Origin of the sequence: Caballeronia sp. LZ029 (genome assembly GCF_031451275.1) — a bacterium.
GTDB lineage: Bacteria > Pseudomonadota > Gammaproteobacteria > Burkholderiales > Burkholderiaceae > Caballeronia > Caballeronia jiangsuensis.
In genome coordinates this window covers 1-20,686 of sequence record NZ_JARUXO010000094.1, presented here as the reverse complement: position 1 = coordinate 20,686, position 20,686 = coordinate 1, and the positions used below count along the sequence as shown (strand labels likewise).

At 60.1% G+C, this 20,686-nt stretch carries 8 protein-coding genes and 3 pseudogenes; 7 read left to right on the top strand and 4 right to left on the bottom strand.

The genetic code is table 11. The features are described 5' to 3' along the window. Positions 1 to 154 precede the first annotated feature (154 nt). The 5 genes and pseudogenes from QCE73_RS36390 to QCE73_RS36370 all read left to right on the top strand — a co-directional run. Positions 155 to 1,114, top strand: a pseudogene (locus QCE73_RS36390) (tyrosine-type recombinase/integrase); the annotation flags it as partial. Positions 1,115 to 1,182: 68 nt separating this feature from the next. Next, positions 1,183 to 1,452, top strand: coding sequence for a DUF1488 family protein (locus QCE73_RS36385; RefSeq protein WP_309885698.1), 270 nt, complete (start codon positions 1,183 to 1,185; stop codon positions 1,450 to 1,452). Between the two features lie 250 nt (positions 1,453 to 1,702). Then, positions 1,703 to 2,514, top strand: a protein-coding gene (locus QCE73_RS36380; RefSeq protein WP_309885697.1) for an IS5 family transposase whose coding sequence is annotated in 2 segments (ribosomal slippage) — positions 1,703 to 2,051 and positions 2,051 to 2,514 — 813 coding nt in all. Because the reading frame shifts where the segments join, the coding sequence is not laid out codon by codon here. Between the two features lie 70 nt (positions 2,515 to 2,584). Next, a pseudogene (locus tag QCE73_RS36375) lies at positions 2,585 to 3,902 on the top strand (IS701 family transposase). A gap of 334 nt (positions 3,903 to 4,236) precedes the next feature. Further along, complete coding sequence (locus QCE73_RS36370) at positions 4,237 to 5,373, top strand: HAMP domain-containing sensor histidine kinase (protein WP_309885696.1); 1,137 nt, start codon at positions 4,237 to 4,239, stop codon at positions 5,371 to 5,373. A 31-nt stretch (positions 5,374 to 5,404) separates the two neighbouring features. Here the strand turns inward: QCE73_RS36370 and QCE73_RS36365 are convergent. Further along, a pseudogene (locus QCE73_RS36365) lies at positions 5,405 to 5,860 on the bottom strand (IS30 family transposase); the annotation flags it as partial. Between the two features lie 298 nt (positions 5,861 to 6,158). Then, a complete protein-coding gene (locus tag QCE73_RS39520; RefSeq protein WP_404989864.1) occupies positions 6,159 to 6,278 on the bottom strand; it encodes a hypothetical protein in 120 nt (39 codons plus the stop codon). Between the two features lie 615 nt (positions 6,279 to 6,893). On the opposite strand from QCE73_RS39520, the gene QCE73_RS36360 reads away from it, so the two are divergent. Then, positions 6,894 to 15,503, top strand: a complete 8,610-nt coding sequence (locus tag QCE73_RS36360; RefSeq protein ID WP_309885695.1) for a GH36-type glycosyl hydrolase domain-containing protein — start codon at positions 6,894 to 6,896, stop codon at positions 15,501 to 15,503. A gap of 175 nt (positions 15,504 to 15,678) precedes the next feature. Continuing rightward, positions 15,679 to 15,957: a response regulator gene (locus QCE73_RS39515; RefSeq protein ID WP_062257718.1), complete on the top strand. Its 279-nt coding sequence runs from the start codon at positions 15,679 to 15,681 to the stop codon at positions 15,955 to 15,957. A gap of 308 nt (positions 15,958 to 16,265) precedes the next feature. Here QCE73_RS39515 and QCE73_RS36355 read toward each other — a convergent pair whose 3' ends face one another. Next, positions 16,266 to 16,721 (bottom strand): DUF2934 domain-containing protein, encoded by a 456-nt coding sequence (locus QCE73_RS36355; RefSeq protein WP_041734058.1) that lies wholly within the window; start codon positions 16,719 to 16,721, stop codon positions 16,266 to 16,268. 2,414 nt (positions 16,722 to 19,135) lie between these two features. Further along, the gene (locus tag QCE73_RS36350; RefSeq protein WP_062257724.1) at positions 19,136 to 19,684 is read right to left on the bottom strand and encodes a DUF1003 domain-containing protein; all 549 of its coding nucleotides are present in this window, start codon (positions 19,682 to 19,684) and stop codon (positions 19,136 to 19,138) included. Between the last annotated feature and the right edge of the window lie 1,002 nt (positions 19,685 to 20,686).

The window sequence follows — 20,686 nt, the reverse complement described above, 5'->3', positions numbered from 1 at the left end:
TAGAATGCGAATTGACAAAGTTAATGCGGACTTATGCGAATTGACGATTTTATTTCGTTCGGATTGCGAATAAATATGTCAATGCGATCATACAAATATCCGAGGAGTCGGTGGTTTCCTGGCTTTCCGGGTTGACAGACTTAATTTGATTTACGCTTCTTTGACCCATGAAGACTGCTTGCGCTATCAGCAGTTTCTGGCCGATCCGCGGCCTGCCGGCACGTGGGTGGCCGGGGGCGGGCGCAAGCATCCGCGCAGCGACGCGCGCTGGCGGCCGTTTTATGGGCCGCTATCGACGTCCAGCCAACGCCAGGCAACCGTCATCCTGAACGTGATGTTCTCGTGGCTGGTGCAGGCCGGCTATCTCGCCGGCAATCCGCTCTCGCTCTCGCGCCAACGGACCCGGCACGCAGCGCCTCGCATCACTCGTTATCTGGAGCCGAGCGTGTGGCAGGAGGTCAAGGACTTCATTGCGACGATGCCAAAGCAAACGGACCGGGAAAAAGCCCACGCGTACCGCGTCCGATGGTTATTCACCCTGCTCTATCTCGGCGGACTACGCATTGCAGAGGTCGGCGCGAACACCATGGGCCAGTTCTTCGTGCGACGCGATGGGGACGGCGCGCTGCGCTGGTGGCTCACCGTGAACGGCAAAGGCGACAAGCAACGGCTCGTGCCAGCCACCCGCGAGATGATGATGGAACTGTCCCGCTACCGGCAGCACCTCGGCTTGAGCGCCCTGCCGTCGCCCAATGAAGACACACCACTCGTGTTGCCGATCGGTGCCACGGCGTTAAACGAACGCACCGAGACGTGCGCGCCGCTCACGCGCGCGGCGCTGCACGCAATCGTGAAGGACGTCTTTGCGGGCGCTGCGTCGCGCCTACGTGAACGCGACGATGCGCAAAGCGCGCGGGCTGATCTGCTCGAAAAAGCTTCAGCGCATTGGCTCAGGCATAGCGCCGGCTCACACATGGCCGACCAAAAGATTGACCTGCGCATGGTGCGCGACAACCTCGGCCACGCCTCGCTGACGACGACCAGCATCTACTTGCACGTCGACGACGATCGGCGCCATCAAGAGACCGAAGAAAAGCACCGGGTAGACTGGTGAAGCTTAGCGAGGTCAGCTTAACGCGTCGCACCTGCTGCCGATTCCGTCCGCCAACCGCCACTCTACCCATGAAAGTCCTTGTGCCCGAACCCCAGATCTCCACCGACAAACAGACGCTTAGCTTCGTGATCGACTGGCGCGGAGAAAGCGTGACGTGCGTCGTGACGCGCAGATGCTTAGAAGTCTTTTTCTGGCTTCCGCCCAACGCGGACGATAGCCGACTGGAGAGCGTGTTCAGGGACGGGTTCGCTCGGATCGAAGCGGTCGCGCGACGCAAGCTGCGGGCGCGGCCAACCGGTCAGGTCCGCCTGACAGAGGTTGATTTTTCGGGTGCTTGATCGTCAGCCGCTCTTTTTTAGACAGATCCTGAATGGCGAGCTCGTTGCAATTTTAAGACGCGCGGGAACGCAGACGATTAGTTGCGTCCTGTGACAGGCGAAGTCGCGCTTTCGTCTTATTGCGGAGTAACAGGCGTCATCGGCTATTCACACTTTCGACCCCTAAGAACCCTTAACAAAATGAACGAAGGGGCTGTTAACCCGCGATGAATGCTATTAACCTTTTCATTGTTTCGACGGTGAAAAGGACATGGCCAAGCCGATACTCGACGATGACCTGTGGGCACTCATCGAACCGTTGCTGCCCCCTCCCAAACAACGCCGGACCCGTTACCCGGGACGCAAGCCGCTGGACGATCGTGCGGTGCTCACCGGCATTCTCTTCGTGTTACAGACAGGTCTGCGTTGGGACCTGCTACCGCGTGAGATGGGCTGCGGCAGCGGCATGAGTTGCTGGCGTCGCCTGCGTGACTGGCAGGCCGCCGGCGTCTGGGAAGAGTTGCACGAAGTGCTGCTTGGGCGATTGCGCGCAGCCGACCAAATCGACTGGTCTCGCGTCATCGTCGATTCCTCTTCAATCCGCGCTGTGGGCTCAGGTCAAAAACAGGACCGAATCCCACAGACCGCGCGCGACCCGGCTCAAAGCACCATCTCATCACCGAAGCGCAGGGCATCCCGCTCGCGGTGATACTGACCGGCGCCAACCGCAACGACGTCACTCAACTTCAAGCATTGGTCGAGGCTATACCGCCCATCCGCGGCAAGCGTGGCAGACCACTGTCAAAGCCTCGGGTCGTTCAGGGCGACCGAGGCTACGATCACGATAAATATCGACGTCCACTGCATGCCGCCGGCATTGCGACCGAAATCGCTCGGCGCGGTCAGCCCCACGGTAGCGGGCTAGGCAAAACACGCTGGGTTGTGGAGCGGACCATCTCGTGGCTTCACAACTTTCGCCGACTGCGCATTCGCTTCGAACGGCTCGCTTTCATCCACGAGGCCTTCATGAAGATCGCTTGCTGCATCGTATGCTGGCGACACCTGCAAAAGTCATTCTGTTAACGCCTCTAGCACTACAGCCGTAGTTATTTTTTTCCTATACTAAGTTAGTACAACTACTTTGCATAGGATCATGAAAGAGATTGCTAAGGCATGGGAGCGTGAACTGGATGAATTGCATGAGAGATTGGCTGGCCTGTTCAGGCGCGCTGAACCGAGACAGCGTTCGCGAGCCTATCTAAAAGGTTTGCTTGGTACGGTCGAACGCAAGAACGGCTGGCAGCTTGCCGAATGGATCGGCGAAGCCACACCCGATGGTGTGCAGCACCTTCTCGAGAGGGCACAGTGGGATGCCGACGCGGCGCGCGACGTACTGCGCGAATACGTCGTTGAACAACTCGGCGAGCGTGACGCCGTGCTGATCGTGGATGAGACGGGATTCCTCAAGAAGGGTGAACACTCTGCCGGCGTGCAACGCCAATACAGTGGTACAGCAGGTCGCATCGAGAATAGCCAGATCGGTGTGTTTCTCTGCTATGCGGGCAATGGAGCTAGCGCATTTATTGACCGCGAGCTGTATATGCCCGAGTCATGGATCGACGATCGTCCTCGCTGCAAGCTTGCAGGCGTCCCGGACACGATGGGATTTGCAACCAAGCCGCAGCTCGCGCGCCAGATGCTTGAACGGGCGCTCGATGCGGGAGTACCGTGCGGCTGGGTCACCGGCGATGAGGTGTATGGCGGTGACCGTCCTTTGCGGCTGTGGCTCGAATCGCGCGCGCAGTCATTCGTGCTGGCGGTGAAGAAGAGCGAACCACTATGGTGGCAAGGCCCGACCACTATGCGCGCCGACAAGATTGCAAAAGCCTTGCCACCGCAGGCTTGGCGCCGCCTCTCGGCCGGAATCGGCGCAAAAGGCGCGCGTCTATATGACTGGGCACTTACGCCGTTGTGGCGCCTGCAGTTGAGCGCCGAGGAGCGTCGCTTTGGTCATTATCTGCTGGTACGCCGCAGTCTTGACGAGAATCGCGAGCACGCGTATTTCGTCGTCTACGCGCCCCGCAGCAAGGTCACCCGTCAAACTCTAGTCAACGTCGCTGGCAGGCGATGGGAGATCGAAGTCGGCTTTGAGGCCGCCAAGGGTGAATGCGGCCTCGACCAATATGAGGTGCGTCGCTGGCAGGGCTGGTACCGCCACGTCACCCTGGTGTTGCTGGCGCACGCGGTACTTGCTGGCCTGAGGGCGCAAGCCAAAAAAAACAGCTGAAGGTTCACTGCCATTCAGCATCCAGGAGATCCGCCGGCTATTGTGCCGCCTGATATGGCGAACGCTGCACTCCGTCGAGCACGTGATGTCGTGGTCAATATGGCGGCGCCGACATCAGTACCGAGCCCAGCAGTGTCATTATCGACGACGCGGCGGTGTGCTTCCGGCGTATCTACGGCTGTAGTACTAAGCGGCCCGCGAATGAAAAAAGAGTGGAGGACCGTTTTGGTTCCGATAGCAGCCACCTTCGGTCGGCGACATGGACGGTGCGCTAAAGTAGTTAGCCGAGGCCAACGAAAGATTGGCGCACGCAGCGATGCCTCCTGGACTTGACCGAAGGTCGGTTTAAGGCGGGCGTCTTTCGCTTCGGGACACTGTCAGTGGCCCAATGGCCCTGGGTACCCATTCGAAAGTTGTAGGTATTTTGGGTTAGGATGAAGGTACCGTACCCGACCAACGCCGCGTCGCCAATCTGCTCGGACCTCAAGTGGGTCTTGGGCAGGTTCTGAGGAGGCACCATGCTTCACACATTTCTTGCAAATAACAGCGACGACCTGATATCGCGATGCAGGACCAAGGTGGCGCAGCGGCCGGCGCGCGACGCGTCTGTTCTGCAACTCGAAAATGGCGTTCCGCTGTTTCTCGAACAACTCATCAACACGTTGCGCATTGAGCAAACAGACCGTCCAGCGGATAGCGTCATTGTGTCGGGCTCGCCGGGAGGTAATCCTCAGCGTTCGGAGATCGGGGAAGCGGCAGCCCAGCACGGACACGAGTTACTGCGCCTGGGGTACACGGTCGACCAGGTTGTCCATGACTACGGAGACCTGTGCCAGGCCATTACTGACCTGGCACATGAGCGTGATGCGCCGTTTTCGATCGACGAATTCCGCACGCTGAACCGCTGCCTGGACAACGCGATCGCCGACGCTGTGACGGAATTCAGTTATCAGCGAGATTCCAGGATGGCGAGCCAGCAGGCACTGGAAGAAGGCGAACGCATGGGCTCGTTCGCCCATGAGCTTCGCAACTTCCTGCATACGGCGACCCTTGCATTCGAGGCTGCGAAAGCCGGAAATCTGCCGTTGTTTGGCGCGACGGGCGCCGTACTGGACCGGAGCCTGAAAGGCCTAGGGAAGCTTATCGAACATTCGATCGAAGACGCCCGCAGGCCTGCTCCGGACAGCGCGAAATGGACACTCTTCTCGCTGTCGGAGTTCATCAGTGAAACCAAGCACGCTGCAAATCTCGCTGCGCAATTACGCGGATGCGGCTTTGTCGTAACCCCGGTCGATCCGCAACTTGCTGTCAGCGGCAACCGCGATCTCCTGTACTCGGCGCTCGGCAATCTCATACAAAACGCATTCAAGTTCACGCGGTCAAATACCGATGTGACACTGAACGCGTATGCCGTTGCAGACAAGATTCTCATCGAAGTGAAGGATCATGGCGGTGGTCTCCCGCCGGGCAAGGCAGAACAGATGTTTCTGCCGTTCACCCAGTTCGGCGCCGATAAATCCGGGCTTGGACTCGGCCTGTCGATCGCACGGCGCAGCGTCGAATTGAATGATGGCGTTCTCAGCGTGCGCGATATTCCGGGCATCGGATGCGTATTCACGATCAGTCTTCCGCGACACGCGTTGATGAAAAAATAGGGCGGTTTCAAACTGAAGTGCAACACGGAGTCTAGTGTTTAGAACCGTGAGGCTGACTGGCTGAGGCGAGCGTGGCGGCGAAGACCTCGAATGGAGAATGGAACGCGTGAGTCGCGCGAGGCCGGCTGTTTAGGCTGTCGGCGATGGCGTCGAGTTCGTCTTGACTGTATACCGACAGGTCGGTGCCTTTAGGCAAATATTGACGAAGCAATCCGTTGGTGTTTTCGCAGGTGCCGCGTTGCCAAGGGCTGTGTGGGTCGCAGAAGTAGACGCGCACGCCAGTGGCTGCAGTGAGTTCTTGGTGCCGCGACATTTCTTTGCCCTGGTCGTAGGTAAAGGTTTGTCGCAACGGCGCGGCAATCGAGTTGAGTTTGGCAGAGAAGCCCGCTAACGCGGAAGCGGCGGTGGCGTCTTCCATCTTGGCGAGTAGCACCAGGCGGCTAGTCCGTTCGACCAGCACGCCGACCGAAGATTGGTTGGCGGCGCCCTATACTGGCCGCGTTGAGGCTCTGCCCTGGGCAATTTGCTGGCAGCAAAGCGGCCATTGAGCAAGGGGAAGCGAGAGCTCGGCTGATTGAAGTGGATGTCGATCTCGACCGGCGGCTCCTGGCCGCACTCGGTCATGGCCCCAAAGAACCACGCAAGCGCCGCCGCTCATATTGACGCCGCTCTAAACGGTACGGGCGTCAGAAACTCAAGATGCTACCAATAGACGCACAGTTTGGACGAAGCGTCCTTTCTCCAATTCTCCGGCAGACGACCTCGGTCATTCGGCAAGCGCCACCTCATCGCTGGCTGCAACGCGCGGGAGACGATACGCATCGGACAGCTCCGCAGTGGATCGGATTTTGATGAACGAGCGTCTCAAGCAAGGCACCTGTCGGATATTTGGCCAGATAGACCACTGGCCGTCCTGCAAAATCACCACGATCAGAGCTCTAATGAGCACTGTAGCGCCGCTCATACGAGGCGCCCCACACAGTAGTCTGGGAAAAAATAGATCGCGACGGAATCGCGAAATGCGCCCAAAATGCACTGCAAGGCGGCCACTCCGCGGTCGACGCAATCGGAGAAACACCATGGCAAAGGGTCAACTACGCGGTAATCGCGAGGCAAAGGAACCTAAACAGCCGAAAAAAGTACCGTCTCCAGCATCGGAAGTGTCGTGGATGACCTCCACCAAGACTTCCACCGCGGGTTCACCAGCGAAAGAGAAATAAATCACACCTGAAGGCGCGACCCGGGATCTCCGTCTTCTGACCTCCCTCTTCCGCGCGCACGGCTTGTCGCGGGCCATATGGGTTAGCCAAAGGCTGGCTCATTTCCTCTTCGCTACTGGATGTGTCGCGCAACAGCGCGCGACTTACCGCAAGCGCGCTTATGCCGGCGTTCATCACGCCGGCAAGCCGTGCGCACGACCCAGAATCGTCGTAGCGATGTCGTCTGACACGCCTTGCGATAACGTCGCGCGACGTCTGGCGCTATGCGCTAAAACTACCTATTCGCAGGAAGGGGCGTCTGTGAACACACTGCTTCAGTACGCCGCACGATTTCGCTCGCGCTCGCCGCCATGGACAGATGCCGCGCCAGTGCGCGATGAACTATTCGGTGTCGAACGGCTCGAGCAACACGCGCAAAGTCTCGCCGCCGCGCAGCCTGTTACGAACACACCACCCGTCGTGCTGGCGCTGCACACCCGGCTCAACGATAACGCTGCTGTCCTGCTTGCGGCTTACCGCGCGAGTGCCGTGGAACTGGAGCGTGGCGGGGGCGTGGAGCCTGCAGCCGAATGGCTGCTCGACAACTATCATCTCGTCGAAGCACAGATCCGCGAGATTCGCGACGACCTTCCGCCAGGCTACTACCGTCAGTTGCCGAAACTCGCTGCAGGTCCGTTCGCTGGATATCCGCGCGTATTTGGCCTTGCGTGGGCGTACGTAGCGCACACCGACAGTTACTTCGATGCGCAAGTGCTGCGACGTTTCATCGACGCTTATCAACGGATTCAACCGCTGACGATTGGCGAATTATGGGCCGTGGCGATCACGTTGCGCATTGTGCTGATCGAGAATCTACGACGTCTCGCCGACCTGATCACTGAAGGTCGCAGCGCGCATGCGGACGCCGACGCGCTCACCGACCGTCTGCTCGAATCGGGCAACGCGCGTTCTGCACTGGAAGCTGATATCGCGACACGTTCATCGGGGGTGTTGTCGGAGCCGTTTGCCGCGCAACTCGCTAAACGGCTGCGTGATCAGGACCCGCGCACCACACCGGCGCTGGGCTGGCTGGAAGAGCGGCTGCAACGCCAGGGCCTTTCCGTCGATGAAGTCGTGCAGCACGCACAGCAGCGCCAGGGCGCATCGAACGTCACGGTGCGCAACGTGATCACCAGCATTCGCCTGATTTCCGACATCGACTGGACGGAACTGTTCGAGAGCATGAGCCTCGTCGACGCGCGGCTGCGCGCGGGAAGCGCGTTCGGCACGATGGATTTCCCGACGCGCAATCTGTATCGCAGCGCAATCGAGCAGCTGGCGCGCGGTTCATCCGCGAATGAACTCGAAGTCGCCGATCTCGCGTTGGAGTTGGCGCAAGCAGCCATTGCAGCAGCGGGCGATACGGCACGCGCGGGACGCGCTGGGGAGCCCGGCTTTCATCTGATCGCCGAAGGCCGGCGAGCGCTTGAGCAAGCACTGGATTTTCGGCCACCGCCGCGTCTGCGGATCACGCGGTTCAGCGTACGTCTGGGCATCCGCGGCTATGTCGGCACGATCCTGACACTCGCCACCATGCTGGTAGCGCTGACGTTGTGGGCTTTGTGGTCACTGTGGTCCACACCGCCGCGAGAGGCCGAGGTCTGGGTACTCGCGTGGTTTGCGATATGCGGATTTCTGCCTGCCACCGAGGTCGCGACCGCGCTCATCAACCGCGCGGTGACATGGAATTTCGGCGCAGTCACGTTACCCGGGCTCGAACTAACCGCTGGCGTGCCGTCATCGCTACGCACGCTCGTCGCCGTGCCGACGCTTTTGACCGCCGAGGCCGATTTGCGCGAGCAGATCGAACGTCTCGAGGTACATCATCTGGCGGGCGCTGGCGGCGATCTGTCGTTCGCGTTGCTGGCTGACGGGCTTGACGCTGACGAGGAAGTGCTGCCGGGCGACGCGCCTCTTCTCGCCATCGCGGCCGACGCCATCGAAGCACTGAACCGCCGGTACGGCCCAGGACCTGCCGGCAGCCGTTTCCTGTTGCTGCATCGTCGCCGCGTGTACAACGCGAGCGAAAAGAAATGGATGGGCTGGGAACGCAAACGCGGCAAGCTGCATGAACTGAACCGGCTGCTGCGCGGCGCGACCGACACGAACTTCATTCCGATCGCCGGGCGCGCACCACAGGTGCCGCCGGACGTGCGTTACGTCATAACACTCGACGCCGATACGCGTCTGCCGCGCGATGCCGCGCTGCGCCTGATCGGCAAGATGGCGCATCCGCTGAACCTGCCGCAATTCAGCGAAGCCGAGCAACGCGTGGTCAACGGCTATGCGATCCTGCAGCCACGTGTAACGCCATCGCTACCTGTCGGCCAGGAAGGGTCGCTCTATCAGCGCGTGTTCTCCAGTCCAGGCGGCATGGACCCGTATGCGGCCGCCGTATCCGACGTCTATCAGGACCTGTTCGGCGAAGGCTCGTATACCGGCAAGGGCATCTACGACGTCGATGCATTCGAAGCGGCGTTGCATGACCGCGTGCCGGAGAACGCGCTGCTCAGTCACGATCTGTTCGAGGGGGTGTTTGCGCGCGCGGGCCTCGCATCCGATGTAGAAGTGGTCGAGGAGGTGCCGTCACGTTACGACGTCACGGCCAAGCGCCAGCATCGCTGGACGCGCGGCGACTGGCAATTGCTGCCATGGATCGCTGGACAGCGAGGCCGTGTGCGGCCCGCGCTACCCTCCATCGGCCGCTTCAAGATGCTCGACAATCTGCGCCGCTCGCTGCTCGCACCCACGATGGTCGCTGCGTTCGCGCTGTGCTGGTTGATGCCGCTGCGCGCCGGGCTCGTGGGCGTACTCGCGATGCTGTGCGTGTTCGCCATTCCCGCGTTCCTGCCGACGCTATTTGCGCTGCTGCCGCGGCGTGCCGGGATTCGCCTGCGCAATCACCTGCGCGTCCTAGGTGCAGACGTGCGGCTTGCCACGTTGCAGATCACTTTATCCACCGCATTCGTCGCGGATCAGGCATGGCGCATGGGCGACGCGATCATCCGGACGCTGGTGCGGTTGTTCATCACGCGTCGCAATTTGCTCGAATGGACGACAGCGGCACAGTCGAAGGCTAGCCCGCGCCTCAATTGGCGCGGCTTCTATCGACAGATGACGCGCGGTATCACACTTGCCTTCGTATTGTGCGCTAGCGCTTTAACCTTTGAGCCAGCGCATTGGCCGCTTGTTCTGCCATTTGCATTGCTGTGGCTTGCCGCACCGGCGCTTGCCTTGTGGTCAAGCCGTTCTCCGGCAGTCGTCGGGCGCTTTGCGATGTCCGACGCAAACGCCCGCGACCTGCGCCTGATCGCGCGGCGTACATGGCGTTTCTTCGAGACCTTCGTTACGCCGCTAGAAAACATGCTGCCGCCGGATAACTTCCAGGAAGATCCGAAGCCGGTCATCGCCCAGCGCACTTCGCCGACCAACCTTGGGTTGTATCTGCTATCCGCTGTCGTTGCGCGCGATTTCGGCTGGGCGGGGACGGCGGAAACCGTCGACCGGCTCGAAGCCGCCTTCGCCTCGATGCAGAAACTGCAGCGTTTCAATGGACATTTCTACAACTGGTACGACACGCGGGACCTGCGGCCGCTGGCACCCGCGTATGTCTCATCGGTCGATAGCGGCAATCTCGCCGGCCATCTGATTGCGCTTGCCAACGCGTGCGAAGAATGGCTGCCCGCGACGCTTGCGCCGGCTGCCAGGTCCGGCATACGCGACAATCTGCAACTCGCGCGCGAAGCAGTCAATGCGCTGCCAGCGGCAAACGCGGAGCACGGAAAACAACTCGTCGAGATTTTCGAGGAAATCGATGCGCACCTGCGTGGCCCGCAGATGCTCGATGCGTTGTCGCCGTCGCTGATCCGGCTCACAAAGAAAGCCGCACAGAGGACGCGTGCGATCATGCCGGCCGGTGGCGACGATAGTTATGCGGATCTGATGTTCTGGATCGAAGCGTTGAACCGCAGCGTGAGTGGGCACGATCGCGACCGGCGGCAACTGGTTGCCGAGCCGGAGCTTCTGCAAGCGCGTCTGCGCTCGCTTGCCGACACGTCGCGCGCGATGGCGCTCGGGATGAACTTCGCGTTTCTGCTCGATCAGGATCGCAAGCTGTTGTCGATCGGCTACTCGGGGGCGGATAACAGTCTCGATAGGAGCTGCTATGACCTGCTTGCGTCAGAAGCGCGGCTGGCGAGCCTGTTTGCGATCGCGAAGGCCGATGTGACGACGCGTCACTGGTTTCGCCTCGGCCGCGCCGCGACGCCGGTCGGCAACGGTTCCGCGTTGATCTCGTGGTCGGGGTCAATGTTCGAGTATCTGATGCCGTCGCTGGTAATGCGTGCGCCGGTTGGCAGTTTGCTTGAACAGACCAGCAGGCTGGTGGTGGAACGACAGATGTCGTACGCAAAGTCGCTCGGCATGCCATGGGGCATCTCGGAATCTGCGTATCGGGCCCGCGACATGGAGTTCAATTACCAATATTCGAACTTCGGCGTACCTGGTCTCGGCCTGAAACGCGGCCTCTCCGAAAACCGGGTCATCGCACCTTATGCGACGGGTCTTGCGACCATGGTCGCTCCGCAGGCCGCCCTCGAGAACTTCGCGCAACTCGCGAAACTCGGCGCATTGGGCCGGTACGGCTTCTACGAGGCGCTCGATTTTACCCGCGTACGCTTGCCCGACACAGAACGCTTCGCAATCGTCCGCAGTTTCATGGCTCACCATCAGGGCATGACGATTGTCGCGATCGCCAACACTTTGCTAGATGCAGAGATGCGAGCGCGCTTTCATCGCGAGCCGATGATCCAGGCCAGCGAGCTGCTGTTGCAGGAACGCATGCCGCGCGACGTCGCCGTGGCCCAACCGCGCGCCGAGGAAGTGAACACTGCCGCAACGGACGCCGCCACAATGCCACCACCGACGATCCGGCGCGTGTCGGAGACGACAGCGTCCAACGGTCCCCCGATTACACATCTGCTGTCAAACGGACGGTACGTGGTGATGCTCACCGCGACCGGCGCCGGTTACAGCCGCTGGCGTGAACTCGCGATCACGCGCTGGCGCGAAGACGCCACCCGGGACCACTGGGGCTCGTTTATCTACCTACGCGATACGCTGGGCACACAGGTATGGTCTTCCAGCGCGCAACCGGCCGCTTTCGAGCCCGAATACGGCGACGTCGTGTTCGACGAAGATCACGTGGAATTTACTCGCCGCGACGGATCACTGACCACGACCATGGACGTGTTGGTTTCCGGCGAAGCGGACGGCGAAGTGCGTCGTGTATCGCTCGCGAACACCGGACGCAGCTCGCGCGAAATCGAACTGACGTCGTACGCCGAACTCGCGCTGGCTACGCCAGCCGCCGACAACGCGCATCCGGCTTTTTCACGCATGTTCGTGCGGACCGAGCATCTCGCCGAATTCGAAGCGCTGGTGGCGACACGGCGTCCGCGTTCTAACGACGAACCGCACGTGTGGGCCGCACATTTCGCCGTGGTCGAGGGCGAGATCGTCGCCGAACCGCAGTACGAAACGGATCGGCTGCGCTTTTTGGGCCGCGGAGGCCATGCGCGCTCGGCCGCGGCGATCGTCGACGACCGGCCGCTGTCCAATACCACCGGTACCGTGCTCGATCCGGTCTTCTCGCTTCGCTATCGCGTAAAGATTCCGCCGGGCAAGGTCGTGCGCGTGACGTTCTGGACGGTGGTGGCCGAATCGCGCGAGCAGTTGCTCGATCTCATCGACCAGCATCACGATCGCAACGCATTCGATCGCGCGAAGACACTCGCGTGGACGCAAGCTCAGGTGCAATTGCGTTACCTCGACGTCGAGGCCGAAGAGGCTGCGGACTTTCAGCGGCTTGCGGCACCAATCCTGTATGCCGATGCACGCTTCAGGGCCACGTCCGATGCGATCGTTCGCGGCGCCGGGGCGCAGTCAGGCTTGTGGCCGCACGCGATTTCGGGCGACCTGCCGATCGTGCTGCTCAGTATCGGTGATGTCGAAGATATCGCGCAGGTGCTGCAGCTATTGAAGGCACACGAATACTGGCGCATGAAGCGGCTGGCGGTGGATCTCGTGATCGTCAATGAACGGGTTTCGTCGTACGTGCAAGACTTGCAGGGAGCGATCGAAACGGCGGTGCGCAGCAGCCAGTCGCGGCCCCGCTATGATGGCGAACTCGCGCAGGGTTCGGTTTATGTGCTGCGGGCCGACCTGATGAGCGTCGAGACACGGGCGCTGCTGCTATCGGCCGCGCGAGTGACGCTGCTCGCACGCCGGGGCTCCATTGCGACCCAGCTTGGCTACCTGTCGCAAAGGTCGGGACGGCCGGCCTTGCCGCGCCGTCAAAAACCGTCTTGGCTATCGTCGTGGCACGCGACCCCCGATAATATGTCCGCGGTGCCGACGCTGACAGCAAGTCTCGAATTTTTCAATGGCCTGGGCGGCTTTGGCAGCAATGGCAGAGAGTACGTGACGGTGCTCACCGCGCACGCCAGTACGCCCGCACCATGGATCAATGTGATTGCGAACCCCAGCTTCGGCTTTCAGGTCGCCGCGGAAGGCACCGGCTATACGTGGGCCGACAGCAGCCGGGAAAACCAGCTCACTCCCTGGTCGAACGATCCTGTAGAAGACCCGGTGGGCGAAGCCATCTACGTGCGCGATGAAAGCACCGGCGACGTCTGGACCCCCACTGCGCAGCCGATGCGCGACGGGGGCGTGTACGTTGCGCGACACGGGTATGGCTACAGCCGCTTCGAGCACGACGCGAACGGCATCGCACTCGGCTTGCTGCAATACGTGCCGCTTGCCGATCCCGTGAAGATCACGCGGCTCACAATGCGCAATTTGTCTGGCCGCAAAAGACGGCTATCGGTAACGGCGTGGCTCGAATGGGTGCTCGGGACCTCGCGAAGCGCATCGGGGCCGTTCGTCGTGACGGAAATCGACGCGTCCACGGGGGCGATGTTCGCGCGCAACCCATGGAATATCGCTTTCGGCACGCGTGTCGCATTCGTCGACCTTGGCGGCCAGCAAACCGCGTGGACAGCGGATCGCACCGAGTTTCTTGGCCGCCATGGCGACCCGGCTGCGCCCGCCGCGTTGACCGGCAGTACGCCGCTGTCCGGCGCGACCGGCGCGGGATTCGATCCTTGCGCGTCCCTGCAGACGTTCATCGATCTGGGGGCGCACGAGACCGTCGAAGTGGTCGCGTTCGTGGGCCAATGCGCATCCGCCGCCGACGCGCGAGTCCTGATCGAACGCTATCGTGCCGCGGACCTCGACGCGGTGCTTGCCGATGTCACACGCCATTGGCAGGACGTACTGGGCGCCGTTCAGGTCAGGACACCCGATCGGGCGATGGACCTGATGCTCAACGGCTGGCTGCTGTATCAGACGCTTGCGTGCCGCGTTGAAGCGCGCTCGGCGTTCTATCAGGCGAGCGGCGCGTATGGCTTCCGCGACCAGCTACAGGACATGATGGCGCTGACGCACGTGCGGCCTCTCGACACACGGCGGCATTTACTGCTTGCCGCGTCGCGGCAATTTGTAGAGGGCGATTTTCAGCATTGGTGGCTGCCGCACTCGGGGCAGGGTGTGCGCACGCGAATCTCCGACGACCGCGTTTGGCTCGCCTACGCGGCTGCGACGTATATCGGCTGCACGGGCGATCGCACGGTACTGGACGAGGTCGTGTCCTTCCTCGACGGTCCGCTGCTGCAGCACGACGAGCACGACGCCTTCTTCCAGCCGATGCTCGCGGAGGAATCTGCTTCATTGTTCGAACATTGCGCACGGGGTCTCGATCAATGTATCGAATTGACCGGCGCGCACGGTTTGCCGTTGATCGGCACAGGCGACTGGAACGACGGGATGAATCGCGTCGGCGCCAACGGCCGCGGAGAAAGCGTCTGGCTTGGCTGGTTGTTGTTGCGCACCATCGAGATGTTCGCGCCGTTCGCGCAATCTCATGACCCGGTGCGTGGCGCGCGATGGCGCGCGCACGCCGTGTCGGTGCGCGAGGCACTGGAGCGTGACGCATGGGATGGGGAATGGTATCGCCGCGCGACCTTCGATGACGGCAGCTGGCTCGGCACGGGCACCAACGAAGAATGCCGCATCGATTCGATTGCGCAGTCGTGGGCCGTACTGTCAGGCGCGGCCGATCCGCAGCGCGCGCGGCTTGCGGTGACTGCGCTGGACGAGCAGCTGATCCGTCGCGATGACGGGATCGCATTGCTGTTCACACCGCCGTTCGACAAGTCGTCGCATGACCCGGGCTATATCAAGGGCTATCCGCCGGGGCTACGCGAGAACGGTGGGCAGTACAGCCATGCGGCGATGTGGGCGATCTTCGCGTTCGCGAAACTGCGGGACGGAAACCGGGCGGCGGGTTTATTTTCGCTGCTCAACCCGGTCAATCACTCCCGTACGTCAACGGAAACCGAGCGCTACAAGGTCGAGCCCTACGTGGTCGCCGCCGATGTCTACTCGGTCGCGCCCCATGTCGGGCGCGGCGGCTGGACGTGGTACACGGGGTCAGCCGGATGGATGTACCGCGCGGGAGTTGAGGGCATTCTGGGCATTCGCAGGGATGGCAATTTTCTGGTGGTCAATCCATGCATTCCAGACTCGTGGGCGGGCTTTGAAGCGACGGTCTATGTGCATTCGACGCGCTACGAAATCCGTGTGGAATCTGTCCCAGGGTCGCGTGCGATGCATGGTGTGCTCGACAATAAGGTAGTTGATTGCAGCGGCGATGGCGTACATGTGCCACTCGATAGCTACTCACACACGCTGTTGATCGCCGTGTGTCCGGGTGTTGCCGACGAAGTCGACGCGCGGGAGCCGGCCGTGTAACGTACGCGAGGCATTTGCACGATGCCTCATCCGTGATAACTGGACAAGAAAAAGAGGCTGCTTGCGCTTTTTTTCTTCCGGCTCGAGTTTGTGTACAACGGAGGGGCGCAAGCGCCCCCCGGTTTGATAGCAGCGATCTAGTCGTCGCACTCTCCGTGATGCTTAGTCCACACAGGTGGCAACCGCCGCAGACTTTTCGCAAGCCACAGATTCACCGAAGATCGGCCCTCCATCCGGGGATCAAGCTCTGCTACCGAAGGTTCTGCGTATCCTGCTGATTGAAGACGGTCTGGATGCCCGGGAGGCAATGCGCACTTTCCTAGAGTTTGAAGGACACGCAGTGAGTGCTGCCTCCGACGGTGAGGATGGCTTTAATCGTGCCGTCACCCAGGCGTACGACGTCCTCACTTGCGCTATCGGTCTACCAGGGATGGACGGAATTGAACTCATGTAGAAGCTTCGCACCGATGCGCGCGAAACAGTCTCATTCGCGATAGCACGGTCAGGATAGGGCGACGCATTGATTCGAACGGAGCCCTTGACCGGTGCGCATGCACTTCGCGGCGCAGCACGCTTAAGAGGCCCCGGCGCTGGCATTCTCTAGATGGCGGGGTCCCCGTCACAAAAGTAACTCGCAGCCACGTTTTCCGTTTTGAAAACGATCATCGACCCACAACTGGGCTCCGTGCGGGCGAACCTGAAGATCACACTGCTTAGGCGGTTCTCGCTCCCTACGGCCTGGACATACCGGGCGCACGGCATTCACTGAGCCTGGAAATCGACAAGCCGACGCCAATATTCATCTTGCCGGCCCTCGGGACTTCCTTCCTGCTGCCACAGGACGTAGGCCCGCTCCCGAAGATGTTGGTCAAGAGCGCGATGCCAATACTGTTCCGCATGCCCATCAGGGCGCGCGTCCTTTTCCCAGAGCAAGTACGCGCGCTCCCGAACCGCCTGATCCAAACCGAGCTTCGTCTCCGAATTTTTCTCCAGGTCATCGCCGTAGGGAGCCATCTGCCCACCCCGACTAATATGCATCCTGGCCGTTAGAGTGCTGAGTTCAGCGTCGGGGACAAGCCGGCCGTGCGCTGCCGCTTCAAGCGCCTTGGCAAGATATTCGAAGTCGTGCGCGGCATTGCCCGGCTCGCTCAGGGTTATCGGGTACGTGTGGAGCACGGTGCCGCTGCGGTCTATTACGTCAACCAATCGATCGTTCATGACTGCCATCCTGGTGTTTGTGCGTTCTATGAAAAGGTTCGGACTGGTTTGATCAGTCGATTTAGATCGCGACGCTGTCATATGTCGCTGTTGTCCTGCCCTGAACAGACGAGCCCGGTCGGAAAGCTTTGGCTTAGTTAACAGGGCCAAGCAAAACGTCGAGCGCGGCCTGCCCCGCGATCCGCCTAGCAGATAGGTCCAACCACCATTGAGCGCACCGTTACGCAGCGGTATCCGGCCTCCCGGCGCCCCGGGTACTTCGGGATTAGTGCCGCCTTTGATCCTGAGAGATCACGTCAAACATATCTTCAGTAGCCGGAGTCAACTAAACATCAATCCCGAAACTGCGATACGCGTTCACTCTGTGCATGAAAGAAACCTTATTCGTTCTCGCGACTGTGAGCGACGCCTCGACGCGTCCTTGTGAGTCTCCGATCGAATAACCACCTCTCACTCCCCCACGAAGTGAGCGCCGCCTACGCACTGTACACCCTTGTCGCCCGGTGAATTCGTTTTATTACTTCACCCTATGGGATGCACAACCTCCCGGTTCCGGGCGGCCCGGTATGAGGAAGTGCCGGCTTCGATGCAAGCGATACGCGGCACTAGCGAAGGATCCCCGATGATTACGGTCAAAGTGCAAAAGGTCCTTTTCTAAAGACTATGTTGAAAGAAGGACAAGCCACCTTCCTGTTATCTTCGCAATCAGGATTGCCACCCGTCGCTAGTGCGGTCGGCTGGTTGCAGCGGTTTGCCGAGCACACGCTGTGTCGTATCCCGCGCACGTCCGCGAGTCGATTCGCAGTTCATCCCAGCTCTCACAGGTACGAGCTACAGATTGCGTAACCACTACAACACCATCTGGATGGAATGGTAGCTAATCTTCGTCCTCGCCGTGCATCTAGGACACTGCCGTAGCTACCATGCAATCCACGATCGGCGCGACGATGCGGACGCACGAGATGATGCTAAAACCGTCAGCCACGTGTCGGATATCCGGGCCCCTCCCATCCCGGTGTCTGACATCGCGTACGAGCCGATCGATGGGCGGCTCACCGCCTGAGGGGGAAGCCGCCACGACACCAGATCTTTTTTTATTCCGTCGCGATTTAGTTTGCTTTGCTGCGGCATTGAGCGCATTGTGAAGTAAGCGAAATGTATCACTGACCGCACATTTTTCGCGATCCGCATCGACACAGTCAATGACGGTCAGCCCCGCAAAATGAGCGCGCCATAATGACCATTCCTACTATCGAATACCGAGGGTACGAGCTACGCGCATACTCTCACCAGGAATTCCCGCTTCATCGGGACCCTTATGCCAACGGTCTAAGGAAGTTCTCGTCGGTTGTTCGAATCGAGAGTATTCAACCTAGCAATGTAAAACCAAGGCGCTACGAAACGGTGTTCGCTGGGACAACACCCGGTAACGATACGGACGCCATCGACCTCGCAATGCAATACGGCAAAGACATCGTAGATGGAAAGGTTCAAGCAAACCAACTTTGACATCCTGCTTTATCACAGTTTTATGTCGCGCACCGGATCCGCGTGGGATGTGGTGTGCAGACGTCGCCGCCCGCGTTGAATGGACGCCCACCAACGTCGGCCGCAAAGAATGATGTTCTCGATTGTTCTTTATCCCTGCTCGACGATTCGGGTGAGAGATCCGGGGCCGGCGTTACTTCCCTGCTCTTCCCTATATGACGAAAAGGGCCACACCGAGGGGCCTATATGACGTATGCGATCTACGCAATTCTGACCGGGATGACGATGATATTTGTTGTTTCGTTCTATCGATATCGCCAAAGCGTTGGGCATGGAGAGGAAGTCCCTAGCTCAGGGAGAATCCTTTGAGCGACAAATTGCGCAACACACTTGGCTTTGGTCGTCGGATATGATTACAGAGCCGGGGCGTTTCGAGCGTCCCGCCCCCGAACCGCGAATCCACCGTTCGAGGTCCATATCTACCACAGGTGGTGACGCTCCACGGATATAGCCTCCCCACGCGCATTCGCGGTTCTCGAAGCCAAAGAGTCGTACATATCCATCTAGAGAGTAACCATAAGTACCGAACAGATAACGAAACTTTGGGCCGAATTCGACGAACTTGCATCAAACAGCGAGAATCCGGACGTCCAATTCTTAATCCGGGCAATCAGACTTCACGCAACGGTTTTGAACATTCGGCTCGCCGCGCTCGAGGAACAAGCGGAGATGAGATATTCGGGCGCCAATACTTACTGATCTTCTGCCCGCGTTCGATAGTAAAGAATTGCTGGAATAACTCCTCGCCTGCCGGGCGCCGATGCTCCTGATAGTGGCACAGTGGATCCAAGACCGGCCTCCGCGCATATGCGACAATGCGTGAGACGGCGTCTGACGTTACTGCCACCGCGCCCCACCCCGCGGTATCAAAGTTTCGAATCTTGCGGCACGAGCTTCTCGTGCAACTCAGCGGTCAGCGTCTCGACCCGCTGAATCAACTTCTGGGTAAGCTCCGTCAGCTCCGTGTTTCGCTGCAGGAGTTCAAGCAGTTGTCCCGCATTTTGTGCTGCGATCTCCTGCCGTTGCTCGTTCGCGACGGCAAGCGCTTCCCTGTGTAGGGCGTCAGACTCGGCGAGCACAGTGTCACGCGCTGCTTGCCGCGTCTGGGCAAGCAGGATGAGCGGCGCAGCGTAGGCTGCCTGGAGACTGAAAGCCAGGTTAAGGAGAATAAATGGATAGACGTCGAAGGTCGTTAGACCCAGGACGTTGACTCCTATCCAGATCGCAACGATGGCTGTCTGCGTGCCGAGAAAAAGGGGCGTTCCGAAAAAACGTGCAAAAGCCTCCGCCTTCAGCGCAAATGTGTCGTTGCCAAAAGCTGAAGCAAGGTGCGCGTGAGGACGATGGAAGCGGAAGTGATCAACTGTCGGATTGTCGAGCGCAGCGGTAGCCGAGCCGGGCTTCATTGTTTCCATCGTCCCCTCCAGGGCTAGTCGTGGCGGAGCGCCGCCAATCAGGTTTGCGGCACGCAATACCAAGCAAATGCGCGGATCGAAGTCATCGTCCTGTGCTCAATGCAGTGTACCGCTCGCTCTGGCATGACGCTAACCTGGATTGATGGCTAGACGTGCCAGTCGTCTGGACGGCTCGATGATGACCTTCAACGCGCACGCATGTACAGCGTTACCGAAGGCGTCGGAGGCGTTCGTGGTGTCGTCCAGACGGAAGCGGGGCGCGGATCAGCGCGCTTGGCTCGAGGCGGCCCGAACGCGCCGATAGAGGATATCTGCTGCCAATTGACTTCCCCCATTTGAAGGTCGTCTAACCACAGCAACTCCGCACGCAAGATCGTTGGTCGCGCTGCGCTCGGTTCGCGCTAGCGAATTGCGCCGCTAGCCGACGTTCACACCTCTGGCTCATTCGCACGATCCCGGCTGACATTTAGTTTGCTTTACTGCGCCATCAAGCGCATTGTGAAGTGATTCAGATGTACCTCTGGCCGTCCTTTTCCGCATCTCGATGAACATAGTCCAATAACGGTCAGCATCGTTTACGGGACACGTCATTGTGACCATTGCCACCATCGAACAGAGGGTAAGGGCTTCGTGCGTATTTTCACCAAGAATTCCCGCTGCATGGTGACCCGTATGCCAAATGTCCGCGTCAGTTCTTGTCTGCCGCCCAAAGCGACGCCGTTCCGCCCAGCGAGGCTACTGCCCGGCGCCATGCGACGTTGTTCGTTATAGCACGCCAACCTATGCGGGCGATGAGATCGATCTAGCGATGCAATACGCGAAAGACATCGTCGACGTGCCGGTTTAGGTCAGCTACCTCTGACACATTGAAATCCAGTCCAGGCTCAAGTGGAGCAGATCATGGGCGGTTTCAAGATTGAAGCGCAACAGCGGATTTAATGTTTAGAGCCATGAGGTTGAGCTGCGGAAGCGAGTGTGGCGGCGAAGACCTCGAGTGGCGAA